At 73.5% G+C, this 19,933-nt stretch carries 16 protein-coding genes; 8 read left to right on the top strand and 8 right to left on the bottom strand.

Features of this window, described 5'->3' with window-relative positions; translation table 11 throughout:
* The first annotated feature begins 159 nt into the window (after window positions 1–159).
* Complete coding sequence (locus ACIQVZ_RS32120) at window positions 160–561, top strand: SsgA family sporulation/cell division regulator (RefSeq protein ID WP_350878905.1); 402 nt, start codon at window positions 160–162, stop codon at window positions 559–561.
* A gap of 237 nt (window positions 562–798) precedes the next feature.
* Window positions 799–954 (top strand): DUF6131 family protein, encoded by a 156-nt coding sequence (locus tag ACIQVZ_RS32115; RefSeq protein ID WP_167745913.1) that lies wholly within the window; start codon window positions 799–801, stop codon window positions 952–954.
* Window positions 955–1,110: 156 nt separating this feature from the next.
* Here the strand turns inward: ACIQVZ_RS32115 and ACIQVZ_RS32110 are convergent, their stop codons facing one another.
* Window positions 1,111–2,718, bottom strand: coding sequence for a threonine/serine exporter ThrE family protein (locus ACIQVZ_RS32110; RefSeq protein ID WP_402454834.1), 1,608 nt, complete (start codon window positions 2,716–2,718; stop codon window positions 1,111–1,113).
* A 323-nt stretch (window positions 2,719–3,041) separates the two neighbouring features.
* On the opposite strand from ACIQVZ_RS32110, the gene ACIQVZ_RS32105 reads away from it, so the two are divergent.
* A complete protein-coding gene (locus ACIQVZ_RS32105) occupies window positions 3,042–4,664 on the top strand; it encodes a cytochrome bc complex cytochrome b subunit (protein WP_402454832.1) in 1,623 nt (540 codons plus the stop codon).
* Between the two features lie 34 nt (window positions 4,665–4,698).
* On the opposite strand, the gene ACIQVZ_RS32100 is transcribed toward ACIQVZ_RS32105, so the two are convergent.
* The 5 genes from ACIQVZ_RS32100 to ACIQVZ_RS32080 all read right to left on the bottom strand — a co-directional run bounded on the left by ACIQVZ_RS32100 (window position 4,699) and on the right by ACIQVZ_RS32080 (window position 9,056).
* Window positions 4,699–5,088, bottom strand: coding sequence for a cytochrome c oxidase subunit 4 (locus ACIQVZ_RS32100; RefSeq protein ID WP_350878910.1), 390 nt, complete (start codon window positions 5,086–5,088; stop codon window positions 4,699–4,701).
* Window positions 5,085–6,764, bottom strand: coding sequence for a cytochrome c oxidase subunit I (gene ctaD, locus ACIQVZ_RS32095; RefSeq protein ID WP_402454830.1), 1,680 nt, complete (start codon window positions 6,762–6,764; stop codon window positions 5,085–5,087). The genes ACIQVZ_RS32100 and ctaD overlap by 4 nt, the downstream gene beginning before the upstream one ends.
* A gap of 208 nt (window positions 6,765–6,972) precedes the next feature.
* The gene (locus ACIQVZ_RS32090; protein ID WP_350878913.1) at window positions 6,973–7,452 is read right to left on the bottom strand and encodes an ATP-binding protein; all 480 of its coding nucleotides are present in this window, start codon (window positions 7,450–7,452) and stop codon (window positions 6,973–6,975) included.
* A gap of 149 nt (window positions 7,453–7,601) precedes the next feature.
* A complete protein-coding gene (locus tag ACIQVZ_RS32085) occupies window positions 7,602–7,997 on the bottom strand; it encodes an STAS domain-containing protein (RefSeq protein WP_402454827.1) in 396 nt (131 codons plus the stop codon).
* Window positions 7,998–8,111: 114 nt separating this feature from the next.
* Entirely contained in the window at window positions 8,112–9,056 is a 945-nt protein-coding gene (locus ACIQVZ_RS32080; protein ID WP_402454825.1) for an RNA polymerase sigma factor SigF, read from the bottom strand.
* Window positions 9,057–9,438: 382 nt separating this feature from the next.
* Between ACIQVZ_RS32080 and ACIQVZ_RS32075 the strand changes: the two genes are divergently transcribed.
* The 4 genes from ACIQVZ_RS32075 (at window position 9,439) to ACIQVZ_RS32060 (ending at window position 16,936) form a co-directional block, all read left to right on the top strand.
* Complete coding sequence (locus tag ACIQVZ_RS32075) at window positions 9,439–12,891, top strand: HAMP domain-containing protein (protein ID WP_402454823.1); 3,453 nt, start codon at window positions 9,439–9,441, stop codon at window positions 12,889–12,891.
* A gap of 70 nt (window positions 12,892–12,961) precedes the next feature.
* Window positions 12,962–15,508, top strand: a complete 2,547-nt coding sequence (locus ACIQVZ_RS32070; protein WP_402454821.1) for a SpoIIE family protein phosphatase — start codon at window positions 12,962–12,964, stop codon at window positions 15,506–15,508.
* A 100-nt stretch (window positions 15,509–15,608) separates the two neighbouring features.
* Complete coding sequence (locus ACIQVZ_RS32065) at window positions 15,609–15,779, top strand: hydrophobic protein (RefSeq protein WP_350878921.1); 171 nt, start codon at window positions 15,609–15,611, stop codon at window positions 15,777–15,779.
* Window positions 15,780–15,919: 140 nt separating this feature from the next.
* Window positions 15,920–16,936, top strand: coding sequence for a YihY/virulence factor BrkB family protein (locus ACIQVZ_RS32060; RefSeq protein WP_350878923.1), 1,017 nt, complete (start codon window positions 15,920–15,922; stop codon window positions 16,934–16,936).
* Window positions 16,937–16,958: 22 nt separating this feature from the next.
* On the opposite strand, the gene ACIQVZ_RS32055 is transcribed toward ACIQVZ_RS32060, so the two are convergent.
* Both ACIQVZ_RS32055 and ACIQVZ_RS32050 read right to left on the bottom strand, forming a co-directional pair.
* Entirely contained in the window at window positions 16,959–18,497 is a 1,539-nt protein-coding gene (locus ACIQVZ_RS32055) for a bifunctional phosphatase PAP2/diacylglycerol kinase family protein (RefSeq protein WP_402454820.1), read from the bottom strand.
* Window positions 18,498–18,585: 88 nt separating this feature from the next.
* On the bottom strand, window positions 18,586–18,957 hold the full coding sequence (locus tag ACIQVZ_RS32050; RefSeq protein WP_350878926.1) for a helix-turn-helix domain-containing protein: 372 nt from the start codon (window positions 18,955–18,957) through the stop codon (window positions 18,586–18,588).
* 110 nt (window positions 18,958–19,067) lie between these two features.
* On the opposite strand from ACIQVZ_RS32050, the gene ACIQVZ_RS32045 reads away from it, so the two are divergent.
* A complete protein-coding gene (locus tag ACIQVZ_RS32045) occupies window positions 19,068–19,907 on the top strand; it encodes an SDR family oxidoreductase (RefSeq protein ID WP_402454818.1) in 840 nt (279 codons plus the stop codon).
* Window positions 19,908–19,933 lie beyond the last annotated feature (26 nt).

The raw sequence follows: 19,933 nt of genomic DNA, 5'->3' as shown, positions 1-19,933 counted from the left end.
CGCTGAAACGTTCCGCGCACGAGCGAACACACCGCGCACGCGAGGTTTCCGCACCAGCGCCATGAATCGGCCCGGGGCGGGTAGCCGAACGCTGCCGCCGCCGGCGCTCGGTGCCGCTGCGGACAACCCGGCGCCACTGCCAGAAACGGAGTCCGTCGCATGACCGTCGTCACCTCCTGGTCCACCGCCGTCACGCTGCCCGAAGGCCCGTTCCCCGACGTGACCGTCGAGGCGCAACTGCGCTTCGACACCTCGCTGCCGTACGCGGTGTGCCTGGTCTTCCCGCCCCTCGGGGGCGGCGGGGAGGCGCGGTGGGTCTTCGCGCGCGACCTGCTGAACGAGGGCCGTCACGCCCCCGCCGGCCACGGGGACGTGACGGTCGCGCCCGGGCGGGCGGGCCGGGTCCTGGTCACCCTGTGCGCCGAGAACGGCCGGGCCGTGATCAGCATCCCCGCGGACGCCGTGACGGCCTTCCTCCTCGACTCCTTCGCCCTGGTGCCGGCCGGCACCGAATCCGACCACCTCGACATCGACGCCGTCCTCGACCGGATCCGGTCCTGACCCGCCACGGGCGACGGCGGCGACCGCTCGGTGCAGGGCCGGGCATGCCCGAGCGGGGAACCGACCCATTCCGCTTCGGGCGGGATGGTTTGCCCGGCCCGCAGAGCGGTACACGCGGATCATGGGCGCGGCCGGAGAAACGACGGCTCCACCACCCCCGGACGGTTCCGGCATCACCATCGAACGGCCGGACCGCCGCTCCTGACAACCGTCCCAGTCACCACACGGGAGGACCTCGTGATCGTCCTCGGCGTCATCCTGCTCATCATCGGTTTCGTCACCGGGATCTCGATCCTGTGGACCATCGGCATCATCCTGGCCGTCATCGGCCTCGTCCTGTGGATCGCGGGCTCCGTCGGGCACGCCGTCGGCGGGCGTCGTCACTACTACTGATCCACTCGTCCTGCTTTTCCGCACCACCCGCCCCAACCGCTGATCCACCCGTTCACCGGCTCGTGCGGCTGTCCGCCCCGGCACCACGTGGGTGCCGACGCCGACAGCCGCACGGCGCCGTCCGCCACCCTCAGCGGCGGCGGTGGCGGCCGGCCTTCAGCGGCGGTGGCGCCCGGCGCTGCGGCCGGGCGCCGGGACCACGCCCGGGGCGGGGAGGAACAGCCGGGCGACCTCGCGGCCCAGGTTCACGCCGATCGCCACCGCCATCGCCGTGGCCGTGGCGCGCCCGACGCCGACGAGCCCGATCTCGGGCTCGCCCCGGACGAAGGCGAGCAGCCCGAAGTACAGCAACGAGCCGGGCAGCAGCGGCCCCAGGGCCGCGGTGACGTACGGCAGCGAGGAGCTTCCCCGGTAGCGGGCCATGAGCTGGCCGGACAGGCCCACCAGCCCGGCGGCGAGGCCGGTGGCCATGATGGGCTCGCCGCCGGCGTTGATCAGCACGCCGTACGTCGTCCAGCCGACCCCGCTGTTGAGCAGGACGGCCGGCAGCGTGCCCGGCTCGGTGTTGAGCAGCACCGCGAAGGTCAGGGTGAGCAGGAGCGCCGCCATCAGCTGGAGCGGTGGGTTCGACGCGGCGACCGGGACGGGCCGGGCCGCCAGGTCGGCACCGTTGTTGACGCCGATGTAGAGCACGGTCATCACCCCGACCACCACGCCGGCCATCATGTACAGCGTTTCCATCAGGCGTGCGGCCGCGGTGAGGTAGAAGCCCGCGAGGCCGTCCTGCGCCGCCGCCACCATGGGCCATCCGGGCAGGAGCGTGTACAGCCCTCCGGTGATCACCACCGATCCGCCCAGGTTCAGCCCGTTGAAGGACAGCAGGATGCCGATCGCCGCCGCCGGGGTCGCGGCCGTCGCGATCCGGTAGAACTCCGGGAGGTCGTGGCGTCCGACCAGCGCCGAGAGCCGGTCGCCGGCCAGTGCCGCCGCGACGGCGCTGACGAACACCAGCCAGGCCCGGGCATCGGCCCGGCCGCCGACCAGCAGCGTCGCGGCGCCGGCCAGCAGGCCGGAGGACAGGACCAGGAGCCAGGCGGGGTAGCGGCGGCAGTGCCGGCGCACAGCCCTCAGCCGGTGGTGGGCGTCGTCGACGACGAGTCCGCCGGTCGTGATCTCGGTGACCAGCCGGAAGAGCACGGCCAGCCGCGCGTAGTCCCCGGCCGGGTGCCGCACGGAGCGCTCGACCGTCACGGGTGGCTCCGAGGGGCCCGGCTGGTACGAGATCGCCACCCGGGTGAAGGTGACCTGGGGGTCGCAGGGCTGGGCCCGGTAGGCCTGCGCGACGGCGAGCATGGCGGCCTCGACGTCCTCCGCGGCCTCGCCGCAGGCCAGCATCAGCTCGCCCACCAGCAGCGCGAGGTCCAGGACGGCGGCCACCGCGGCCGGCCCCGGGTCGTCCGCGCCGGGTTCGCCGGTCACCAGCGGGCGGTCGGTGGTCGGGGTGCGCAGCAGCGGCAGCATCAGGTCCGGCCAGGCCGCCGTGCCGTCGGCATCGGCGGATCCGCTCTCCGCCCCGGGGGGCGCCGGCCGGCCGGGAGCTCGGCCCTCCCCCGGAACGCGACCTTCACCGGGGACGGGGACGGGGGCGGGGGTGGGGGCCGCCCCGGGGGCCTCCTCCGGACTCGCCTGGGGCGGGACTCTTCCGGTCCGGCTCGCCGGCCCGTCCGCTTCGGCCCGCACGCCGAACTGCTCGTGTTCCGGCATCGTCGCTCCCTGCAACACCCCCCACCTGATGACCTTTCGCACCCATTCGACTACCCGCAGCCATCATTTCGTGAACGTCTCGACCGGAGCGCGGGCGTCCGTTCACGCCCGCCGTTCGTGGGCCGACCCGCCGCGTCCAGGCCGGGACCCAGGGAGAATCCGCAGGTCAGCAGCCTGAAACCGGGCCCTGAGAGGGCGAAGGGCCATCGAGTCGGGGGCCGTCCGGGTGAAGCCCGGGGCGGCGGGCGAGCCCCGTCCGGCCAGCCCGCCGCCACGGGATATGGCTATCGGGACACACGATCGGAGCGGACGGGAGAAGCGGCGTGCGGCTGTCGAGGTGGAGGGCGCGGGCCGGGCGGCGGGCGGAGCGGGCCGCCCGGAACACGGCGGTCGCGCTGGACCGGCGGCTGCCGCTGTTCGACGGGGCCAAGGGCCTGCTCCGGAAGGTCTTTCCCGACCACTGGTCCTTCCTGCTCGGCGAGTTGGCGCTCTACACCTTCGTGCTGCTGCTGTTGACCGGCGTCTTCCTGACGTTCTTCTTCACACCGTCCATGGCCGAGACCGTGTACGCCGGAACGTACCCGCCGCTTCGCGGGGTGCGGATGTCCCAGGCGTACGCCTCGACGCTGTCGATCAGTTTCGACGTGCGCGGCGGCCTGCTGATCCGCCAGATCCACCACTGGGCGGCACTGGTGTTCACCGCCGCGATCTGTGCGCACCTGCTGCGCATCTTCCTCACCGGCGCGTTCCGCCGCCCCAGGGAGGTCAACTGGCTGGTGGGACTGACACTGTTCCAGCTCGCCCTGCTGGAGGGTTTCGCCGGCTACTCGCTGCCCGACGACCTGCTCTCCGGCACCGGTCTGCGCACGGCTCAGGGATTCATCCTGTCGGTCCCGCTGGTCGGCACCTACCTGAGCTTCTTCCTCTTCGGCGGGGAGCTTCCGGGGCACGACATCATTCCCCGCCTGTACAGCGCGCACATCCTGCTGCTGCCCGGTCTCCTGCTCGGCCTGATCACCGCGCACCTGATCCTGGTCTTCCACCTCAAGCACACCCAGTGGGCCGGGCCCGGGCGTACCGACCGCAACGTCGTCGGGAAGCCCCTCTTCCCGCACTTCAGCGTCCAGACGGCGGGCCTGATGGCGATGGTCTTCGGGGTGCTGGCGCTGGCCGCCGCCCTCGCCCAGATCAACCCGATCTGGCTGTACGGGCCCTACCGCCCCGACCAGGACTCCACCGACGCGCAGCCGGACTGGTACATGGGGTTCATCGAGGGCGCGCTGCGGCTGATGCCCGGGGCCGAGACACGGCTGTGGGGCCACACCGTCGCCTGGAACCCGCTGATTCCGGCCGTGCTGTTCCCGCTGCTGTTCTTCGCCGCCCTGTACGGCTATCCGTTCTTCGAGCGCTGGATCACCCCGGGGAGCGGCGAGCAGCACCTGTGCGACCGCCCCCGCAACCGGCAGACCCGGACGGCGCTGGGTGTCGCCGGGACGTGCTTCTACGTCGTCCTACTGGTCGCCGGCGGCCAGGACGTCGTCGCCCGGGCACTGGACGTGCCGGTGGAGGGCCTGAACCGGTTCCTGCGGGTGGGCCTGTTCGTCGGGCCGGCGGCGGCCTTCTGGATCACCCGGCGCCTGTGCCTGGCCTTGCAGGAGCGGGACCTCGAACGGGTGACGGAGGGAGACGAGACCGGATTCGTGCACGAGGCCGTCGAGGGCGCCTTCCACGGCGAGCACCGGCCGCTCCCCACCGACCTGCGCTACACGCTGGCCCTGCGCGACGCCCCGCCTCCCCTGCCGGCGCCGGGCGAGGGCGCCTCGCGGCGCGCACGGCTGCGGGCCGCCCTGAGCTCCTGGTACTACCGGGACAACGGGGAGACGGCGGTGGACGAGCCGCAGCCGGGGCCGCTCGCGTCCGCCGACGCGGGACGCGCTGAGCGGTGATCCCCGACGACCGACCGCTGCCGATCGGCCGGACTCACTGCCCGCGCTGGGCGTGCTGGAAGACGAAGCCCAGGACGCCGGCGCCCGTCACACCCGCTCCGATGAGGAGGAGCCACAAGGCGTACACCAGCCCCAGCCCGGTGACCGCGACGCCGGCCGCGGTGAGCAGCGGGTAGTAGCTGCGCGGGGCGAAGAACTCCAGCGGCCCGGCACCGGTGACGATCTCGGCGCCGGTGCGGTCCTGCGGCCGGCGGCCGCGGCGGGAGTACTGGGTCCGGAAGAAGAACGCGATCAGCGTGGACATCATGAAGGCCACGACCAGCGCCGCCTTGCCGGCCGGCTCCCGGGCGAACCAGCCGTAGATCGAAGCGGCGACGGCGAAGAACAGCGCGACGCCCGCGAACAGGTAGGACTCGGTCTTCACCGCGCGTTCTCCTCGCCTTCCAGCGCCGTGCGCGAATACTCCGGGTGGTGCAGGTCGAAGGCCGGGCCTTCGGAGCGGATGCGGGGCAGGGCGTGGAAGTTGTGGCGCGGCGGCGGGCAGGAGGTCGCCCATTCCAGGGAGCGCCCGTAGCCCCACGGGTCGTCCTCGGTGACCCGGACGCCGTACCTGGCGGTGCGCCACACGTTGTACAGGAAGGGCAGGGTCGACGCGCCCAGCAGGAACGCGCCGAGGGAGGAGACGGTGTTCAGGGTGGTGAAGCCGTCCGAGGGCAGGTAGTCGGCGTAGCGGCGCGGCATGCCCTGGGCGCCGAGCCAGTGCTGCACGAGGAAGGTGATCTGGAAGGCGGGCAGCAGCACCCAGAAGTGGATCCTTCCGAGGCGCTCGTCCAGCAGCCGACCGGTGATCTTGGGCCACCAGAAGTAGAAGCCGGCGAACATCGCGAACACGACCGTCCCGAACAGGACGTAGTGCAGGTGGGCGACCACGAAGTAGCTGTCGGTGACGTGGAAGTCGATCGGGGGCGCGGCCAGCAGGACGCCGGTCAGCCCGCCGAGGAGGAAGGTCACCAGGAAGCCGAGGGAGAACAGCATGGGCGTCTCGAAGGAGAGCGAGCCGTTCCACAGGGTGCCGATCCAGTTGAAGAACTTCACCCCGGTCGGCACCGCGATGAGCAGCGAGGCCAGCGAGAAGAACGGCAGCAGCACCTGGCCGGTGGCGAACATGTGGTGGGCCCACACGACCGCGGACAGCGCGGTGATCGCGATCGTGGCACCGATCAGTCCGTAGTAGCCGAAGACCGGCTTGCGGCTGAACACCGGGATGACCTCGGAGATGATGCCGAAGAACGGCAGCGCCACGATGTACACCTCGGGGTGGCCGAAAAACCAGAACAGGTGCTGCCACAGCATCGCCCCGCCGTTGGCCGGGTCGAAGACGTGGGCGCCCAGCTTGCGGTCCGCCTCCAGCGCGAACAGCGCCGCGGTCAGCGGGGTGAAGGCGAGCAGCGCGAGGATCGAGGTGAACAGCACGTTCCAGGTGAAGACCGGCATCCGGAACAGCGTCATGCCCGGTGCCCGCAGGCAGACGATGGTGGTGATGAAGTTGACGGCTCCCAGGATCGTGCTCAGGCCCGCCACGATCAGCCCCACGGCCCACAGGTCGGCGCCCGTTCCCGGGCTGTGGATCGGCCCGTTCAGCGGGGCGTAGGCGAACCAGCCGAACGACGCGGCGCCGTCGGTGGTCAGGAAGCCCCCGACCACCATCAGGCCGCCGAACAGGTACACCCAGTACGTGAACGCGTTCAGCCGGGGGAACGCCACGTCCGGGGAACCGATCTGCAGCGGCATCACCGCGTTCGCGAAACCGGCGAACGTCGGTGTGGCGAACAGCAGCATCATGATCGTCCCGTGGATGGTGAACAGCTGGTTGTACTGCTCGTTGCTCACCACCTGCAGTCCCGGCCGCATGAGCTCCGCGCGCATGAGCATCGCCAGCAGCCCCGCGAACAGGAAGAACCCGAACGCCGTCGTCAGGTACAGGTTGCCGATGGCCTTGTGGTCGGTCGTGCTCAACCACCGCAGCACCGCCGAGCCTTGACGCCGTCGGGCCGCGCCGGGCGCCGGGCGGGCGGCGGCCCGCCGCCGGGTCTGCGCCATCCGCTTCCTCCTCCTGCCGGGGCCCGCCCGTACCCGCGGGGGAAGACGCGGAGACGCTCGCCGGGACACACGCTGTGGCGCCATGCAATCACCCGGCGTGGCAAGGTTCTCTGAACCGGAGTCGGCGTGGCGGCCCCGGCCGGGCGCGGATGACGAACTCGGCGCACCGGTGCGGTCCGGTGAGGCACCGTCTCAGGTCCGCGACGGATCAGCCGCGGGTCAGCCGCGAGGCGTCGAACTCGGCCCAGATCGTCTTCCCGTGGCTGTGCGGTTCGGCGCCCCACCGGTCGGCGGTCCGCTCCACGATGAACAGGCCGTGGCCGCCGGGGAGGGCCGGGTTGTGCGGGCGGCGCGGGGTGGGCAGGGTCGGGCTGCGGTCGCTGACCTCGGCCCGCAGGCGGGTCCCGGTGGCGTCCAGGACCAGTTCCAGCGGGCCGTCGCCGTGCAGCATGGCGTTGGCGACGAGCTCCGCCACCAGCAGGACGACGTCCGCGAGGGCGCCTTCGTCGACGCCGGGCCCGGCGGCGGACGCGTACCAGTCGTCGAGGGCGCGGGCGGTGAAGGTCCTGGCGTGGGCGACCGGCTTGGGGATGCCGGACAGGGTCAGCCGCCTGCGCTGGCCGCCGACGGGCAGCGCGGGGCCCGGCTGGTGCGGGTCGCCGTCCAGGGTTCCCCGGCTCATCGTCATGTGAGGACACCCTTTCGGATCGACGGCGGTCTCGCACGGTCGGTTTCCCGGCAGTTCTCGGATTATGCCCCGCGCCGGCGGCGAACCGGGGCCGGGGCGGGCGGCCGGCCCGCCTCGGGCCGAGGCCCTGGCGGCCCGAGTCGGGGCGGTCAGGCCGCCAGGGCCTCGTCGACCGAGTCGTGGATGGAGAACACCGCCTGCGCGCCGGTCAGTTCCAGGACCCGCATGACGGTCGGCGCCACGGCGGCCAGGTGCAGGTCCAACCCCTCCTCCGCCGCCGCGAGGCGGGTCTTGAGCAGGAGGTTCAGGCCGGAGGAGTCGCAGAAACCCACCCCGGCGAGGTCGATCACCACCGCGCCGCGGCGCTGCGCGACCACGCTGGTGAGCAGGTTGGCGGCCGAGGCGAGCGTCTCGATGTCGAGGTCGCCCACGAGGGCGCACACCACCGCGCCGGAGGCCGTGGCACGGGTCTCGACCACCAGTTCCGCGGGGCGCGGGGACGCTGCCGGCGCGGCGGCCGCCCGAACGTCGTCGAATGGCATCATCGTCGTCTCCTCCATGTCCATGCCTTCCGACCATACGGAGGTTGTGCCGGACTGCCAAACACGGGGGTGTGCGCCCGGCTTGGTCCTGCCCGGGGCTCGTGTGGCGACGCATCCTCAGCCGTCCTCCAGCCCGTCGCGCAGGTGCCGCAGGGTGCGGCTGAGCAGCCGGGAGACGTGCATCTGGGACAGCCCGAGGCGGGCGCCGATCTGCGACTGCGTCATGTCCTCGCAGAAGCGCATGGACAGGATGAGCCGCTGCCGCTCCGGCAGGTCGGCGATGAGCGGCTTGAGCGCCACCAGGTCGTCGACGAGGGCGAGGTCCCGGTCGTCCTCGCCGAGCCGGTCGCCCAGCGGGCCGGGGGCGTCGTCGTCGTTGCTGCCGCCGAGGTCCAGGGAGCCGGCGGTGTGCGCGTTCGCGGCGGTCAGCCCTTCGACGACCTCCTCGGGGGAGAGCGCGAGGTGCTCGGCCAGTTCGGCGACCGTGGGGGCCCGGTCCAGGTCCTGCGACAGGCGTTCCTGCGCCTTGGCCAGGAGGATGCGCAGCTCCTGGAGGCGGCGCGGCACGTGGACGGCCCACGTGGTGTCGCGGAAGTGGCGCCGGATCTCGCCGAGGACGGTCGGTATGGCGAAGGTGGTGAACTCGACGCCGAGGTCGGGGTCGAAGCGGTCGATGGCCTTGATCAGGCCGACCGCGCCGACCTGGAGCAGGTCCTCCTGCGGCTCGCGGTGCGAGGTGAAGCGGCGGACCGCGAACCTCACCAGGGACAGGTTCGTCTCGACCAGGGTGGCGCGGACGTACGAGTACTCCTTCGTCCCCTCCTCCAGCGTGCGGAGCCGGCGCAGCAGCACCTTGTTGAGCTCGCGCGCGTCGGCCGGCGCGATCTCCCGCAGGTCATCGGCGTCGGCGAGCTCCGGCGGGAGCAGGTCCCGAAGCCCTCCGGCCTCGGTGGGTTCCGGCGAAGGCAGGTCCCAGGACTCTCCGGCAGGAGCGGCCGTGCGGGACGGACCTCCCGTCGACGGGTGGGCGGAGGCGGGCAGTTCCCCAGTGGTCGTGGCCATCGGACTCCCTCTCTCGTGCTCTCTCGTGTCGGCGCGGTCTGCCCCCCGGTACCCCGTGTCGGCGGATCGATGCAGCCGCCCCCCGTGGAGGTTTCGTGAAGCCCGCACCGGCTCCGGGGAGGCCGACGGCCTGCCCGGGGCGCGAACGCGCGTCCGGGCGACGGACGGGACGCGCGGCGGGACGCACGGCCGGGCGCACGGCGGGGCGGACGGCCGGGCGCACGGCCGGGCGGCAACCGTTGTCCGGCCGTGTGCGGGCTGCGGTAGCCTCCGAGGGCGGTACCACACCTGGAACGACGGCCAGGTCCCCCGGCCCGTCCTTCGGGGTGCCCACGACCGGATTCGGGCCAGTCGGCCCGGCGTTCCACGGAGGCGACGTTCGATGGCTGGCCCGACCCCGTCCCGCGACTCACAGCACCGCCCCCACGAGGGGGCGGGCGCCGCGCAGGTGGGCGAGCCGGAACTGCGGCTGCTGCTGGCCGGGTTGACGGCGGTGCGCGACGGCGATTTCAGCACCAAGCTGCCGGGCGACGGGGACGGGCTGCTGGGCGAGATCGCCACGGTGTTCAACGGGATGGTCGACCAACTGTCGCGGTTCACCTCGGAGGTGACCAGGGTCGCCCGGGAGGTCGGCACCGAGGGCCGGCTCGGCGGCCAGGCCCAGGTGCCCGGGGTGTCGGGCACCTGGGAGGACCTGACCGACTCGGTCAACGCGATGGCGGGCAATCTCACCACCCAGGTGCGGGACATCGCCCAGGTCGCCACCGCGGTGGCCAAGGGGGACCTGTCGCAGAAGATCACCGTCGATGCCCGGGGCGAGATCCTGGAGCTGAAGAACACCGTCAACACGATGGTCGACCAGCTGTCCTCGTTCGCCGGTGAGGTGACCCGGGTGGCGCGGGAGGTCGGCACCGAGGGCATCCTCGGCGGCCAGGCCGACGTGAAGGGCGTCTCGGGGACGTGGCGCGACCTCACGGACTCGGTGAACTTCATGGCCGGCAACCTCACCGGCCAGGTCCGCGCGATCGCCCAGGTGGCCACGGCGGTCGCGCGCGGGGACCTGTCGCAGAAGATCACCGTCACCGCGCGCGGCGAGATCCTGGAGCTGAAGGAGACCATCAACACGATGGTCGACCAGCTGTCCTCCTTCGCCGACGAGGTGACCAGGGTCGCCCGGGAGGTCGGCACCGAGGGCCGGCTCGGCGGCCAGGCCGAGGTGGAGGGCGTCTCCGGCACCTGGAAGCGCCTCACCGAGAACGTCAACGAGCTGGCCGGCAACCTCACCCGGCAGGTCCGCGCGATCGCCGAGGTCACCAGCGCCGTCGCCGCCGGCGACCTCACCCGCTCGATCAGCGTGGACGCCTCCGGCGAGGTCGCCGACCTCAAGGACAACATCAACGCCATGGTCGGCTCCCTGCGCGAGACCACCCGCGCCAACCAGGAGCAGGACTGGCTCAAGACCAACCTCGCCAGCTTCTCGGCCCTGATGCAGGGCCGGCGCGACCTCGGGGTCGTCGCCGAGTCCGTCATGGACGAACTCGCCCCCCTGGTCGGCGCGCAGTGCGGCGTCTTCTACCTCGCCGAGGACAGCCCCGTCGGGACGGTGCTCCAGCTGGTCGGCTCCTACGCCTTCCCCGACGGCGAGCGCCCCACCCGCTTCCGCCTCGGCGAGTCGTTCGTCGGCCAGGCCGCGCGCAGCCGGCGCGCCATCACCGTCGACTCGCTGCCGCCGGACTACCTGGCCGCCGCCTCCGGCCTCGGCCGCACCGGGGCGCTGTCCCTGGTGGTGCTGCCCATCGTGGTCGAGGACCAGGTCCTCGGCGTCATCGAACTGGCCTCCGTCCAGCCGTTCACCCAGGTCCACCTGGACTTCCTCGACCAGCTCATGGAGACCATCGGCGTCAACGTCAACACCATCATCGCCAACGCCCGCACCGACGAGCTGCTCGACGAGTCCCAGCGGCTCACCGCCGAACTCCAGGTCCGCTCACAGGAGTTGCAGGCGCGTCGGGACGAGTTGCAGGCCTCCAACGCCGAGCTGGAGGAGAAGGCCGACCTGCTGGCGGCGCAGAACCGGGACATCGAGACCAAGAACCTGGAGATCGAACAGGCCCGCCAGGAACTGGAGGAGCGCGCCCACCAGCTGTCCCTCGCCTCGAAGTACAAGTCGGAGTTCCTGGCCAACATGAGCCACGAACTGCGCACCCCGCTCAACAGCCTGCTCATCCTCGCCCAGCTGCTCGCCCAGAACCCCACCCGCAACCTGACCGCCAAGCAGGTCGAGTACGCCGGGATCATCCACTCCGCCGGCTCCGACCTGCTCCAGCTGATCAACGACATCCTCGACCTGTCCAAGGTCGAGGCCGGAAAGATGGACCTCAACATCGAGGCCGTGCCGCTGCGCGCGCTGCTCGACTACGTCGAAGCCACCTTCCGCCCGCTGACCAGCCAGAAGAACCTCGCCTTCACGGTGCGGACGGTCCAGCAGATCCCCGCCGAACTCCTCACCGACGACTACCGGTTGCGCCAGGTGCTGCGCAATCTGCTGTCCAACGCCGTCAAGTTCACCGAGCAGGGCCGGGTCGAACTGCGCATCGAGCCCGCCGACGAGACCGACCTGCCCGACGCCGTCCGGCGCGGCGGCCCGGTGCTCGCCTTCCACGTGAGCGACACCGGAGTCGGCATCGCCCCCCAGCACGTGGAGAGCGTCTTCGGCGCCTTCCAGCAGGCCGACGGCACCACCAGCCGCAAGTACGGCGGCACCGGCCTCGGACTGTCCATCAGCCGCGAGATCGCCTACCTGCTCGGCGGCGCGATCACGGTGGAGAGCACCCTGGGCCGGGGCAGCACCTTCACCCTCTACGTCCCCGCGACCCGCCCCGACCTGGCCGAGAACGGCGCCGACGGGGCCCGCAGGGCGCTGGGCACCGGAAGCACCGGAGTGTCCGAGGCCCCGGAGCGCGTCCCCGCGCCTCCCGCCGCCGGTCAACCGCGGCGCCTGCTCGTGGTCGAGGGCCGCCCCAACGGCCTGCTGTCCCTGGTGGCGGAGAACGCCGTCGCCGACGTCGCCCGCTCCGCCGGCGCCCAGCGCCGGGTCGAGATAGTCACCACGGTCGGCGCCCCGGAGGCCGCCACTGCGCTCGCCACCGCCCCGTACCACTGCGTCGTCCTGGAGCTCGACCTGCCGGACAGCGCGGCGGCCACGCTCCTGGCGGAGATGGAACACGACCCGGCCCTGTACACCGTCCCGGTGCTGGCCCACAACAGCCGGGGCGTCACCACCGGCGACGAGCACGCCGTCCGCCGGAAGGGGGAACGGCCGCTGGAGCTCATCTCCAGCCTCGACGAGCTGCGCGAACGCATCGCCCTCCACATGAGCGCCGACGGGCCCGGGCGCGTCCTGCCCCCGGCGCGCCGCACGGACGGGAACCCCGCCCGGGGCCGCGGAGCCGACCCGGTGCTCTCCGGCCGCACCGCGCTGGTGGTCGACGACGACGACCGCAACCTCTTCGCGATCACCAGCATCCTGGAGCTGCGCGGCATGCGGGTCCTCCAGGCCGAGAACGGGCTCGCCGCGCTCGAAGCCCTCGGCGCACACCCCGGGATCGACGTGATCCTGATGGACGTGATGATGCCCGAGATGGACGGCTACACCGCCACCGCGGCGATCCGCGCCATGCCCGAGCACGAGGGGCTGCCGATCATCGCGGTCACCGCCAAGGCCATGATCGGCGACCGGGAGAAGAGCCTGGCCTCGGGAGCCAGCGACTACATCACCAAGCCGGTGGACGCCGACGAGGTGATCGGCAGGATCAGGGACCACCTCACCCGGTAGTCGCCCTGCCCCGTGCCCCCGCGTCCCCTCGCGCCCGCCCCGATGGTCCAGACTTCAGGAGCCGACAGCCGTGCACCACCCGCAGGAGCCGCGCGCCACGGACCGCCCCGCGGCGGTCGGACCGACCGGACCGGCCGACACGCCGAGGGTCGGAGCGCAGCGGCGCGCCGCCGAGGCGCAGGCGGCGGCCCGGGCCCGCTCCGAAGGCGAGTCCGCGGCGGTCGACCGGCTCGCCACCACGGTGGATCGGCTCAGGCTGGAACTGGAACAGGCCCAGGCCCAGGCGGCGGGCCGCGCCGTCGTCGAGATGGGCGTCGGCGTGCTGGTGGAACGCCTGCGGTGCGGGCCCACCGAGGCCGCCAGGCAGCTGGAGAGCCTCGCGGAGCAGGCCGGGGTGACGGTCCTGGCGCTCGCCGCCGACCTGGTCAACCAGGCCGCGGCGGACGAGATCTCCGCCCTCGCCCGCGAGTTCGTCGCCGACGCCTCGGTTCCCCCCACCGAAGCGGTGGCCGTGCGGCTGCGCAGTGCCCAGGCGGACGTGCTCGCGAGCGGTGACGCCGCGGCGGCGGCGCGTTCCATGCTGGAGCACGCGCTGCGACCGCTCGGCGCCGCCGCCGTCGCCATCTGGGCCGCCCACCCGGACCTCTCCCTGTCGCTGGCGGGCAGCGCGGGCTTCCCGGAGGAGGAGGCACGCCGCTGGCGCCACGTCCCGCCGGGCGTGCCGACACCCGCCCGCCGGGCCCTGGACGAGCGCGCGGCGGTCGGCTACCCGACGCTCGCCGGCGCCTCGCTGCCCTCGATCGGCCAGCACGAGATCCACGGCGGCCGGCTCGCCGTCCCGGCCGGCGTCGGCGGGCGGCTCATCGGCGTCCTGGAGATCTGCTGGCCCGACACGCTGCCCGAGCGCTCCCAGCCGCTTCAACGCCAGTTCGAGGCGCTCGCCGAGCTGGCCGCCACCACGCTGGAGTCCTGGAGCGGGCAGGAGCCCGCCGCCTGCGACCCGGCCGACGCGCAGTTCGGCGAACTGCGGCAGCTCACGGACGGCCTGCTCGACCCGTGCATGATCCTGCGGGCGGCGCCGGACAGCGACGAGCTCCCGCCCCGGTTCGTGATCCGGCACCTCAACCCGGCCTTCGTCGACTTCGCCGGCCGGCCCACCGGCGTGCTCACCGGCACCCGCCTGCTGGAGGCGTACCCGCTGGCGGCCGAACCGGGCGGCCTGGCCGACAAGGTCGAGCACGTCTTCGCCACCGGGGAGCCCTTCCGCGCCCAGGACATGCGGCTCGCCGCCCTGGTCGACGGAGTACCGCTGACCACCCGGGCGCAGGTGAGCATCAGCCGGCACGGCAGCCACCTCGCGGTCGTCTGGCGCCTCGACGACGGCACCCCGCGCGTCGCCCGCCTGCTGCAGCACGCCCAGCGGCTCGGCCGGATCGGCGGTTTCGAGGAGAACCTGCGGACCCGCCAGATCGCCTGGAACGAGACGGTGTTCGAGCTGCACGGGCTGCCGCCCACCGCCGCGCCCCTCGCCCTCGACCAGCTCCCCGACCGCGCCCACCCGGACGACCGCCACGCCATCGACCGGTTCCTGCGCACCCTCCTGCACCACCAGCGCCCAGCCTCCACCGCCTTCCGCCTCCAGCGGCCGGACGGCGTCACCCGCCACATCCGCGTCGTCGCGGAGCCCGTCCGCGATCCCGGCAGCGGACGCGACAGCGGGCTCGGCAGCAGGCTCGACGGCGATCCCGGCAGCGGGCTCGGCACCGGGCTCGGCACCGTCCGCGGCGCCTACCAGGACATCTCCGCCCAGCACTGGACGGAGGTCGCACTCGCCGCCACCCGCGACCAGCTCGCGCAGAGCGAGCAGCAGGCGGCCGAGCGCAGCCGCCTCGCCCTCCAGCTCCAGCACGCCATCATGCCGCCCACCCGGGGCCCGCTGGACCTGCACGACCTGAGCGTCGCCGTGCGCTACCGCCCGGCGGAGAAGGACCACCTGGTCGGCGGGGACTGGTACGACACCCTCGCCCTGCCCTCGGGAGACGTCCTGCTGTGCGTGGGCGACGTCTCCGGGCACGGCATCGAGGCCGCCACCGGCATGGTCGCGCTGCGCAACGCCCTGCGCGGCCTGGCCGCCACCGGCGCCGGGCCGGCCCAGCTGCTGAGCTGGCTCAACAGCGTCACCCACCACCTGACCGACAACGTCACGGCCACCGCGGTGTGCGGCCTCTACGAACCCGCGACCCGCCGGTTGCGGTGGGCCCGCGCCGGGCACCCGCCGCCGGTCCTGCTGCGCGGCGGGCGGGCGGACATCCTGCCCCAGCTGGGCGGCATCCTCCTCGGCGCGATCGGCCACGCCGACTACGAGCAGGGCGAGCTCGTCCTGGAGGCGGGCGACACGCTGGTGATGTACACCGACGGGCTCATCGAGCGCCGCGACGAATCCCTCCAGGCGTCGCTGACCAGCCTGACGGCCCTCGCCGAGGAGTCCCGCACCGGGTCCGCCGCCGGGTCGACCACCGGCTCGGCCAAGCTCGAAGAGCTCCTGGACCACCTGCTGCGCTACAGCAACGCCGACACCGACGACGACACCTGCCTGGTCGGAGTGATGGTGCGGTGAGGGTGCGGTAGCGGTCGAACCGCCACGACCGGCGCATGTTCGCGGCGAACCGGGGCAGCCGGGGATCGAATCGACGCGTCCCCTGATCGAGGAGGTCCCCGTGCTCGCCCTGGTCCTGGTCCTGCTGCTCGCCCTGCTTCTGTTCGGCTTCGGCTTCGCCCTGAAGGTGCTGTGGTGGGTCGCCCTCGCGGTCCTCGTCGTCTGGCTCCTGGGCTTCCTCGCCCGCGGCACCACCTCCGCCGGAGAGCGGGGCCGCTGGTACCGCTGGTAGCCCGCCGTACGTACGGCCCCGCCGTCGGTCGGCGGGGCACCCGAGCCGCCGCGCAGCCCTGCGCGGCGGCTCGGGTGTGCGCGCCTCGGGGCGCGGAACCGGCGGGTGTCGCGGGCGCGGGCCGGGGCAGACGCCCGGGCATGAACCCGATCGAACGGGCACTGCGCGCCGTGGACCGCTTCCAGCAGCACCGCCGGGTGCCCGCCGTGGTCATCGGCGTGGTGCGCAAGTACGGGGACGACCGGGGCGGGCTGCTGTCCGCCCTGATCACCTACTACGGCTTCGTCGCCCTGATCCCGCTGCTGCTCCTGCTCAGCACCGTCCTCGGCTTCGTTCTGCACGGCCACCCCGGGGCCCAGCAGTCGGTGCTGAACTCGGCGCTCGCCGACTTCCCGATCATCGGCGACCAACTGCGCCAGAACGTCCACTCCCTCCAGGGCAGCGGTCTGGCGCTGGCCATCGGCGCGCTCGGCCTGCTGTACGGGGCGCTCGGCATCACGCAGGTCCTCCAGCACGCCATGGCCGAGGTCTGGAACGTGCCCGGGGTGCAGCGGCCCGGATACTGGCCCCGGCTGGCGCGCGGCCTGCTGCTGTTCACGGTCCTGGCCGCCGGCCTGGTGCTGGGCACGGCGGCCGCCTCGCTGGTCGGCAGCGCCCTGGGCGGGCTGCCCGCCCGGATCGGGGGCCTGCTGGTCTCGGCGCTGCTGAACACCGCCCTGTGCCTGGCCTGCTTCCGGGTGCTCACCCCGCGCGAGATCCCGACCCGGGCCCTGCTGCCCGGCTGCGTCGTCGCCGGGCCGCTGTTCACCGTCCTCCAGGCGTTCGGTTCGCTGCTGGTGACCCACGAGCTGCGGCACGCGGGCCAGGTCTACGGCTTCTTCGCGACCGTGATCGGCCTGCTCTCCTGGCTCTACCTGGCCGCGCAGATCACCGTGTACGCCGCCGAGGCCAACGCGGTGCTCGCCCGTCGGCTGTGGCCCCGCAGCCTCCTGCAGCCGCCGCTCACCGCCGCCGACCGGAAGGTGCTGTCCTCCGTCGCCCGGCAGGAGGAGCGCCGCCCCGAACAGCACGTCGAGGTCTCCTTCCACGACGGGGAGCGGCCCGGCGGGGCCGGGGACGACGGCCCGCGCGGCCCGTCGTCCCCCGACACCCGGTGACACCAGGTGACACCCCCTGCGGCTACCGCCCGTCCCGGCCCGGGCCCCGCAGCTCACCCGCCGGGGCGGCGGTCGCGGGCCGGTACACGGTGAGCCCGGCCGGGGCCTTGGACAGTCGCAGGGCCCCGCGCGCGGGGACGCTCTCGCCGTCGACGGCGATGCGGGCGGCGTCGCCGAGGGAGTCCAGGTCCAGGGCGCGCAGCCGGGCGGCCCGGTAGACCCGGGACCGGTCCAGGGTGCCGGAGAGGAAGGCGGCGGCCAGGCGGGTGCGGGCGAAGGGCCGGCCGCCGTCGACGACCCGGACGTCGAGCTGTCCGTCGGCCAGGGCGGCGCGGTGGGTGGGGGCGAAGCCCGCCGGTTCGTACGCCCCGTTTCCGGCGAACAGCAGCCACACCCGGTGCGGGCGGCCGTCGGCGTGGACGGTGACGGGTTCGGCGGTCGGCAGCAGCTTGGCGACGGCCACCGCGAGGGCCGGCCACTTGCCGATGCGCTTCTCCAACTTCTCCCGCTGGTGGACGAGTTCGGGGTAGATGCCGAGGCTGAAGGTGTTCACGAAGGTCCGGGTGCCGGCGTCGTCGACGGCCAGGCCCAGGTCCACGCCGACGGCGGTGCCGGCCTCGACGGCCTCGGCGGCGGCCTCGTGGGTGGTGGCGCCGAGGTCGAGGGCGAAGTGGTTCAGGGTGCCGCCGGGGAAGACCGCCAGCGGCAGCGCGCGCTCGACGGCCAGCGCCGCGGCCAGGTTGACGCTGCCGTCGCCGCCGCACACCCCGAGCGCGCCGCCGGCCCGGGCGGCCCGGTCGGCGGCCTCCGTCAATATCTTCGCCAGGTCGTCCTGCGGCCCGCACACCCGGACGTCCGCCTCGGGCAGCAGGGCGCGCAGCGTCCCGGCCACGTCCTCGGCGTCGGGGGCGAGCGGAGAGCCGCTGCCGGAGCCCGAGTTGACCACCACCGACAGCCCCCTCCCCTGTGGCAGGGCCGGGGCCGGAGAGGCGGCCGGGGCGGCGGGCGGCGGCACGTCGGACGAGCGCGGCCACCAGTGCAGGGTCGCGGCGGCGGCCGCCGTACCCAGCGCCGCACCGGCCAGGACGTCACCCGGGTAGTGCACGCCGGTGTAGACGCGCGAGAGGGCCACCGCCGCCGCGACCGGTGCGACGGCCGCGCCCAGCAGCGGGGACTCGATCGCCACACCGGCGGCGAAGGCGGCCGCGGACGCGGAGTGACCGGAGGGGAAGGAGGTGGTGACGGGCTGGCGCAGCAGCCGGCGCACGGCCGGGACGGCGTCCAGCACCGGGCGGGGCCGGCGGGTGGCGTGCTTGGCGACGGTGTTGGCGGTGGCCGAGGCGATGGCGAGCGAGCCGAGGCCGCGCAGGGCGGCGCGTCGCCCGCGGCGTCCGCCGACCGCGCCGAGGACGGCGGCGGTGCCCATCCACAGCACACCGTGGTCGGCGGCCCGGCTCAGCGCCCGCAGCCAGGGGCGGGTGCCGTGCAGCGGCGCGGCGGCGATGCGGTCGAAGAGGGCTCGGTCTATGGCGTCCAGTCGGGTGGTCTTCAGTCGCTTCATCCGACGAACCTACGGCGCGCGGGTGACAACGCCGGGGAGGAGACCGGGGGTGTGTCGCGCTGCTGTCCCGCGTTGCTGTCCCGCGCCGCTATCCCGCGTCGCGCGGCGGCAGCCCCCGGGTGATCCGGTCGAACAGCTCGGCCAGCGGCTCGCCGAGGTCCTGACCGAACTCGGTCAGCCCGTAGGTGACCTGGGGCGGCGTCGTCGGCTCGACCCTCCGCCAGACCAGGCCGTCCTGGACCAGCGCGCGCAGGGTCTGGGCGAGCATCTTCTCGCTGATGCCGTGGATGCTCTCGCGCAGCTCGTAGAACCGCAGGTCGTTGCTCTGCAAGGAGATCAGCACCCAGATGCCCCACCTGCTGGTCACGTGGTCGACCACATCGCGCGCGGGGCAGTCGGTGTGAAACACCTCATACCGCTTCCCGGCCTCGCCCTGCCTGTCCTGCACACCTACCACCATGTCCTGAGCTTACGTCAAGGTACGTCCTTACCAAGGGTTAGCCCTGGCTCCTAGCGTGAGGACCACCGAGGCCGCAGCGGCCACGGCGGACGTCGAACGAGGAGCTGACCATGATCGTGGTGACCGGGGCCACCGGCAATGTGGGCCGACCGCTGACGCGGGCACTGGCCGAGGCGGGCCGACAGGTGACGGCGGTGTCGCGGCACGCGGCGGCGGTGCCGGACGGTGTCCGCCACGTGGCGGCCGACCTGGCCGGGCCGGCCGGCCTCGAACCCGCGCTGGACGGGGCGAAGGCGCTCTTCCTGCTGCTGTCCGGCGACCTGCACGCCGCCGGGGCCAACCCGGCCGACCTCATCGGCCAGGCCGTGGCCGGCGGGGTCCGCCGGATCGTCCTGCTCTCCTCGCAGGGCGTGGCGACCAGGCCCTTCGGCCCGACGCGGATCGCGATGAGCGAACTGGAGGACGCCCTGCGGGGGTCCGGTGCGGACTGGAGCATCCTGCGGCCGGGCGGCTTCGCCTCCAACGCCCTGTGGTGGGCCGACTCCGTCCGCGCGCAGCGGGTCGTCGCCGCGCCCTTCGGCGACGTCGGGGTGCCGATCATCGACCCGGCGGACATCGCCGACGTCGCGGCGGCCTGCCTGCTGGAGGACCGGCACAGCGGCGGCGTGTACGAGCTGACCGGCCCGGAGGTGATCACCCCGCGCCAGCAGGCGCAGGCCATCGCGGCCGCACTGGGCTCGCCGGTGCGGTTCCACGACCTCACCCGCGAGGAGGCCTCCGCCGCCATGGCCCAGGGCATGCCGGTGGAGCTCGCCGAGGACACCCTGGACATCCTCGGCTCCCCGAACGAGGCCGAGCTGCGCGTCAGCCCGGACGTGCAGCGGGTCCTCGGCACCGCCCCGCGCCCCTTCGCCGACTGGGCCGCCCGCAACGTCGCCGCCTTCCGCTGAGCCTGCCCAAGTGGCCCCGTCGGCAC

The organism is Kitasatospora sp. NPDC098663 (assembly GCF_044760075.1).
Taxonomy (GTDB): domain Bacteria; phylum Actinomycetota; class Actinomycetes; order Streptomycetales; family Streptomycetaceae; genus Kitasatospora.
The sequence above is the reverse complement of the archived record's forward strand: the minus strand, read 5'-3'. Positions and strand labels throughout refer to the sequence as shown.

Excerpts from the sequence above, each read along its gene's own strand:
- ACIQVZ_RS32090 (WP_350878913.1), bottom strand. The coding sequence starts at position 7,452 with ATGACGATGAGCCGGGGAACCCTGGACGGCGACCCGCACCAGCCGGGC.
- ACIQVZ_RS32085 (WP_402454827.1), bottom strand. The coding sequence starts at position 7,997 with ATGATGCCATTCGACGACGTTCGGGCGGCCGCCGCGCCGGCAGCGTCC.
- ctaD (WP_402454830.1), bottom strand. The coding sequence starts at position 6,764 with ATGGCGCAGACCCGGCGGCGGGCCGCCGCCCGCCCGGCGCCCGGCGCG.
- ACIQVZ_RS32050 (WP_350878926.1), bottom strand. The coding sequence starts at position 18,957 with ATGGTGGTAGGTGTGCAGGACAGGCAGGGCGAGGCCGGGAAGCGGTAT.
- ACIQVZ_RS32060 (WP_350878923.1), top strand. The coding sequence starts at position 15,920 with ATGAACCCGATCGAACGGGCACTGCGCGCCGTGGACCGCTTCCAGCAG.
- ACIQVZ_RS32055 (WP_402454820.1), bottom strand. The coding sequence starts at position 18,497 with ATGAAGCGACTGAAGACCACCCGACTGGACGCCATAGACCGAGCCCTC.
- ACIQVZ_RS32080 (WP_402454825.1), bottom strand. The coding sequence starts at position 9,056 with ATGGCCACGACCACTGGGGAACTGCCCGCCTCCGCCCACCCGTCGACG.
- ACIQVZ_RS32045 (WP_402454818.1), top strand. The coding sequence starts at position 19,068 with ATGATCGTGGTGACCGGGGCCACCGGCAATGTGGGCCGACCGCTGACG.
- ACIQVZ_RS32120 (WP_350878905.1), top strand. The coding sequence starts at position 160 with ATGACCGTCGTCACCTCCTGGTCCACCGCCGTCACGCTGCCCGAAGGC.
- ACIQVZ_RS32075 (WP_402454823.1), top strand. The coding sequence starts at position 9,439 with ATGGCTGGCCCGACCCCGTCCCGCGACTCACAGCACCGCCCCCACGAG.
- ACIQVZ_RS32110 (WP_402454834.1), bottom strand. The coding sequence starts at position 2,718 with ATGCCGGAACACGAGCAGTTCGGCGTGCGGGCCGAAGCGGACGGGCCG.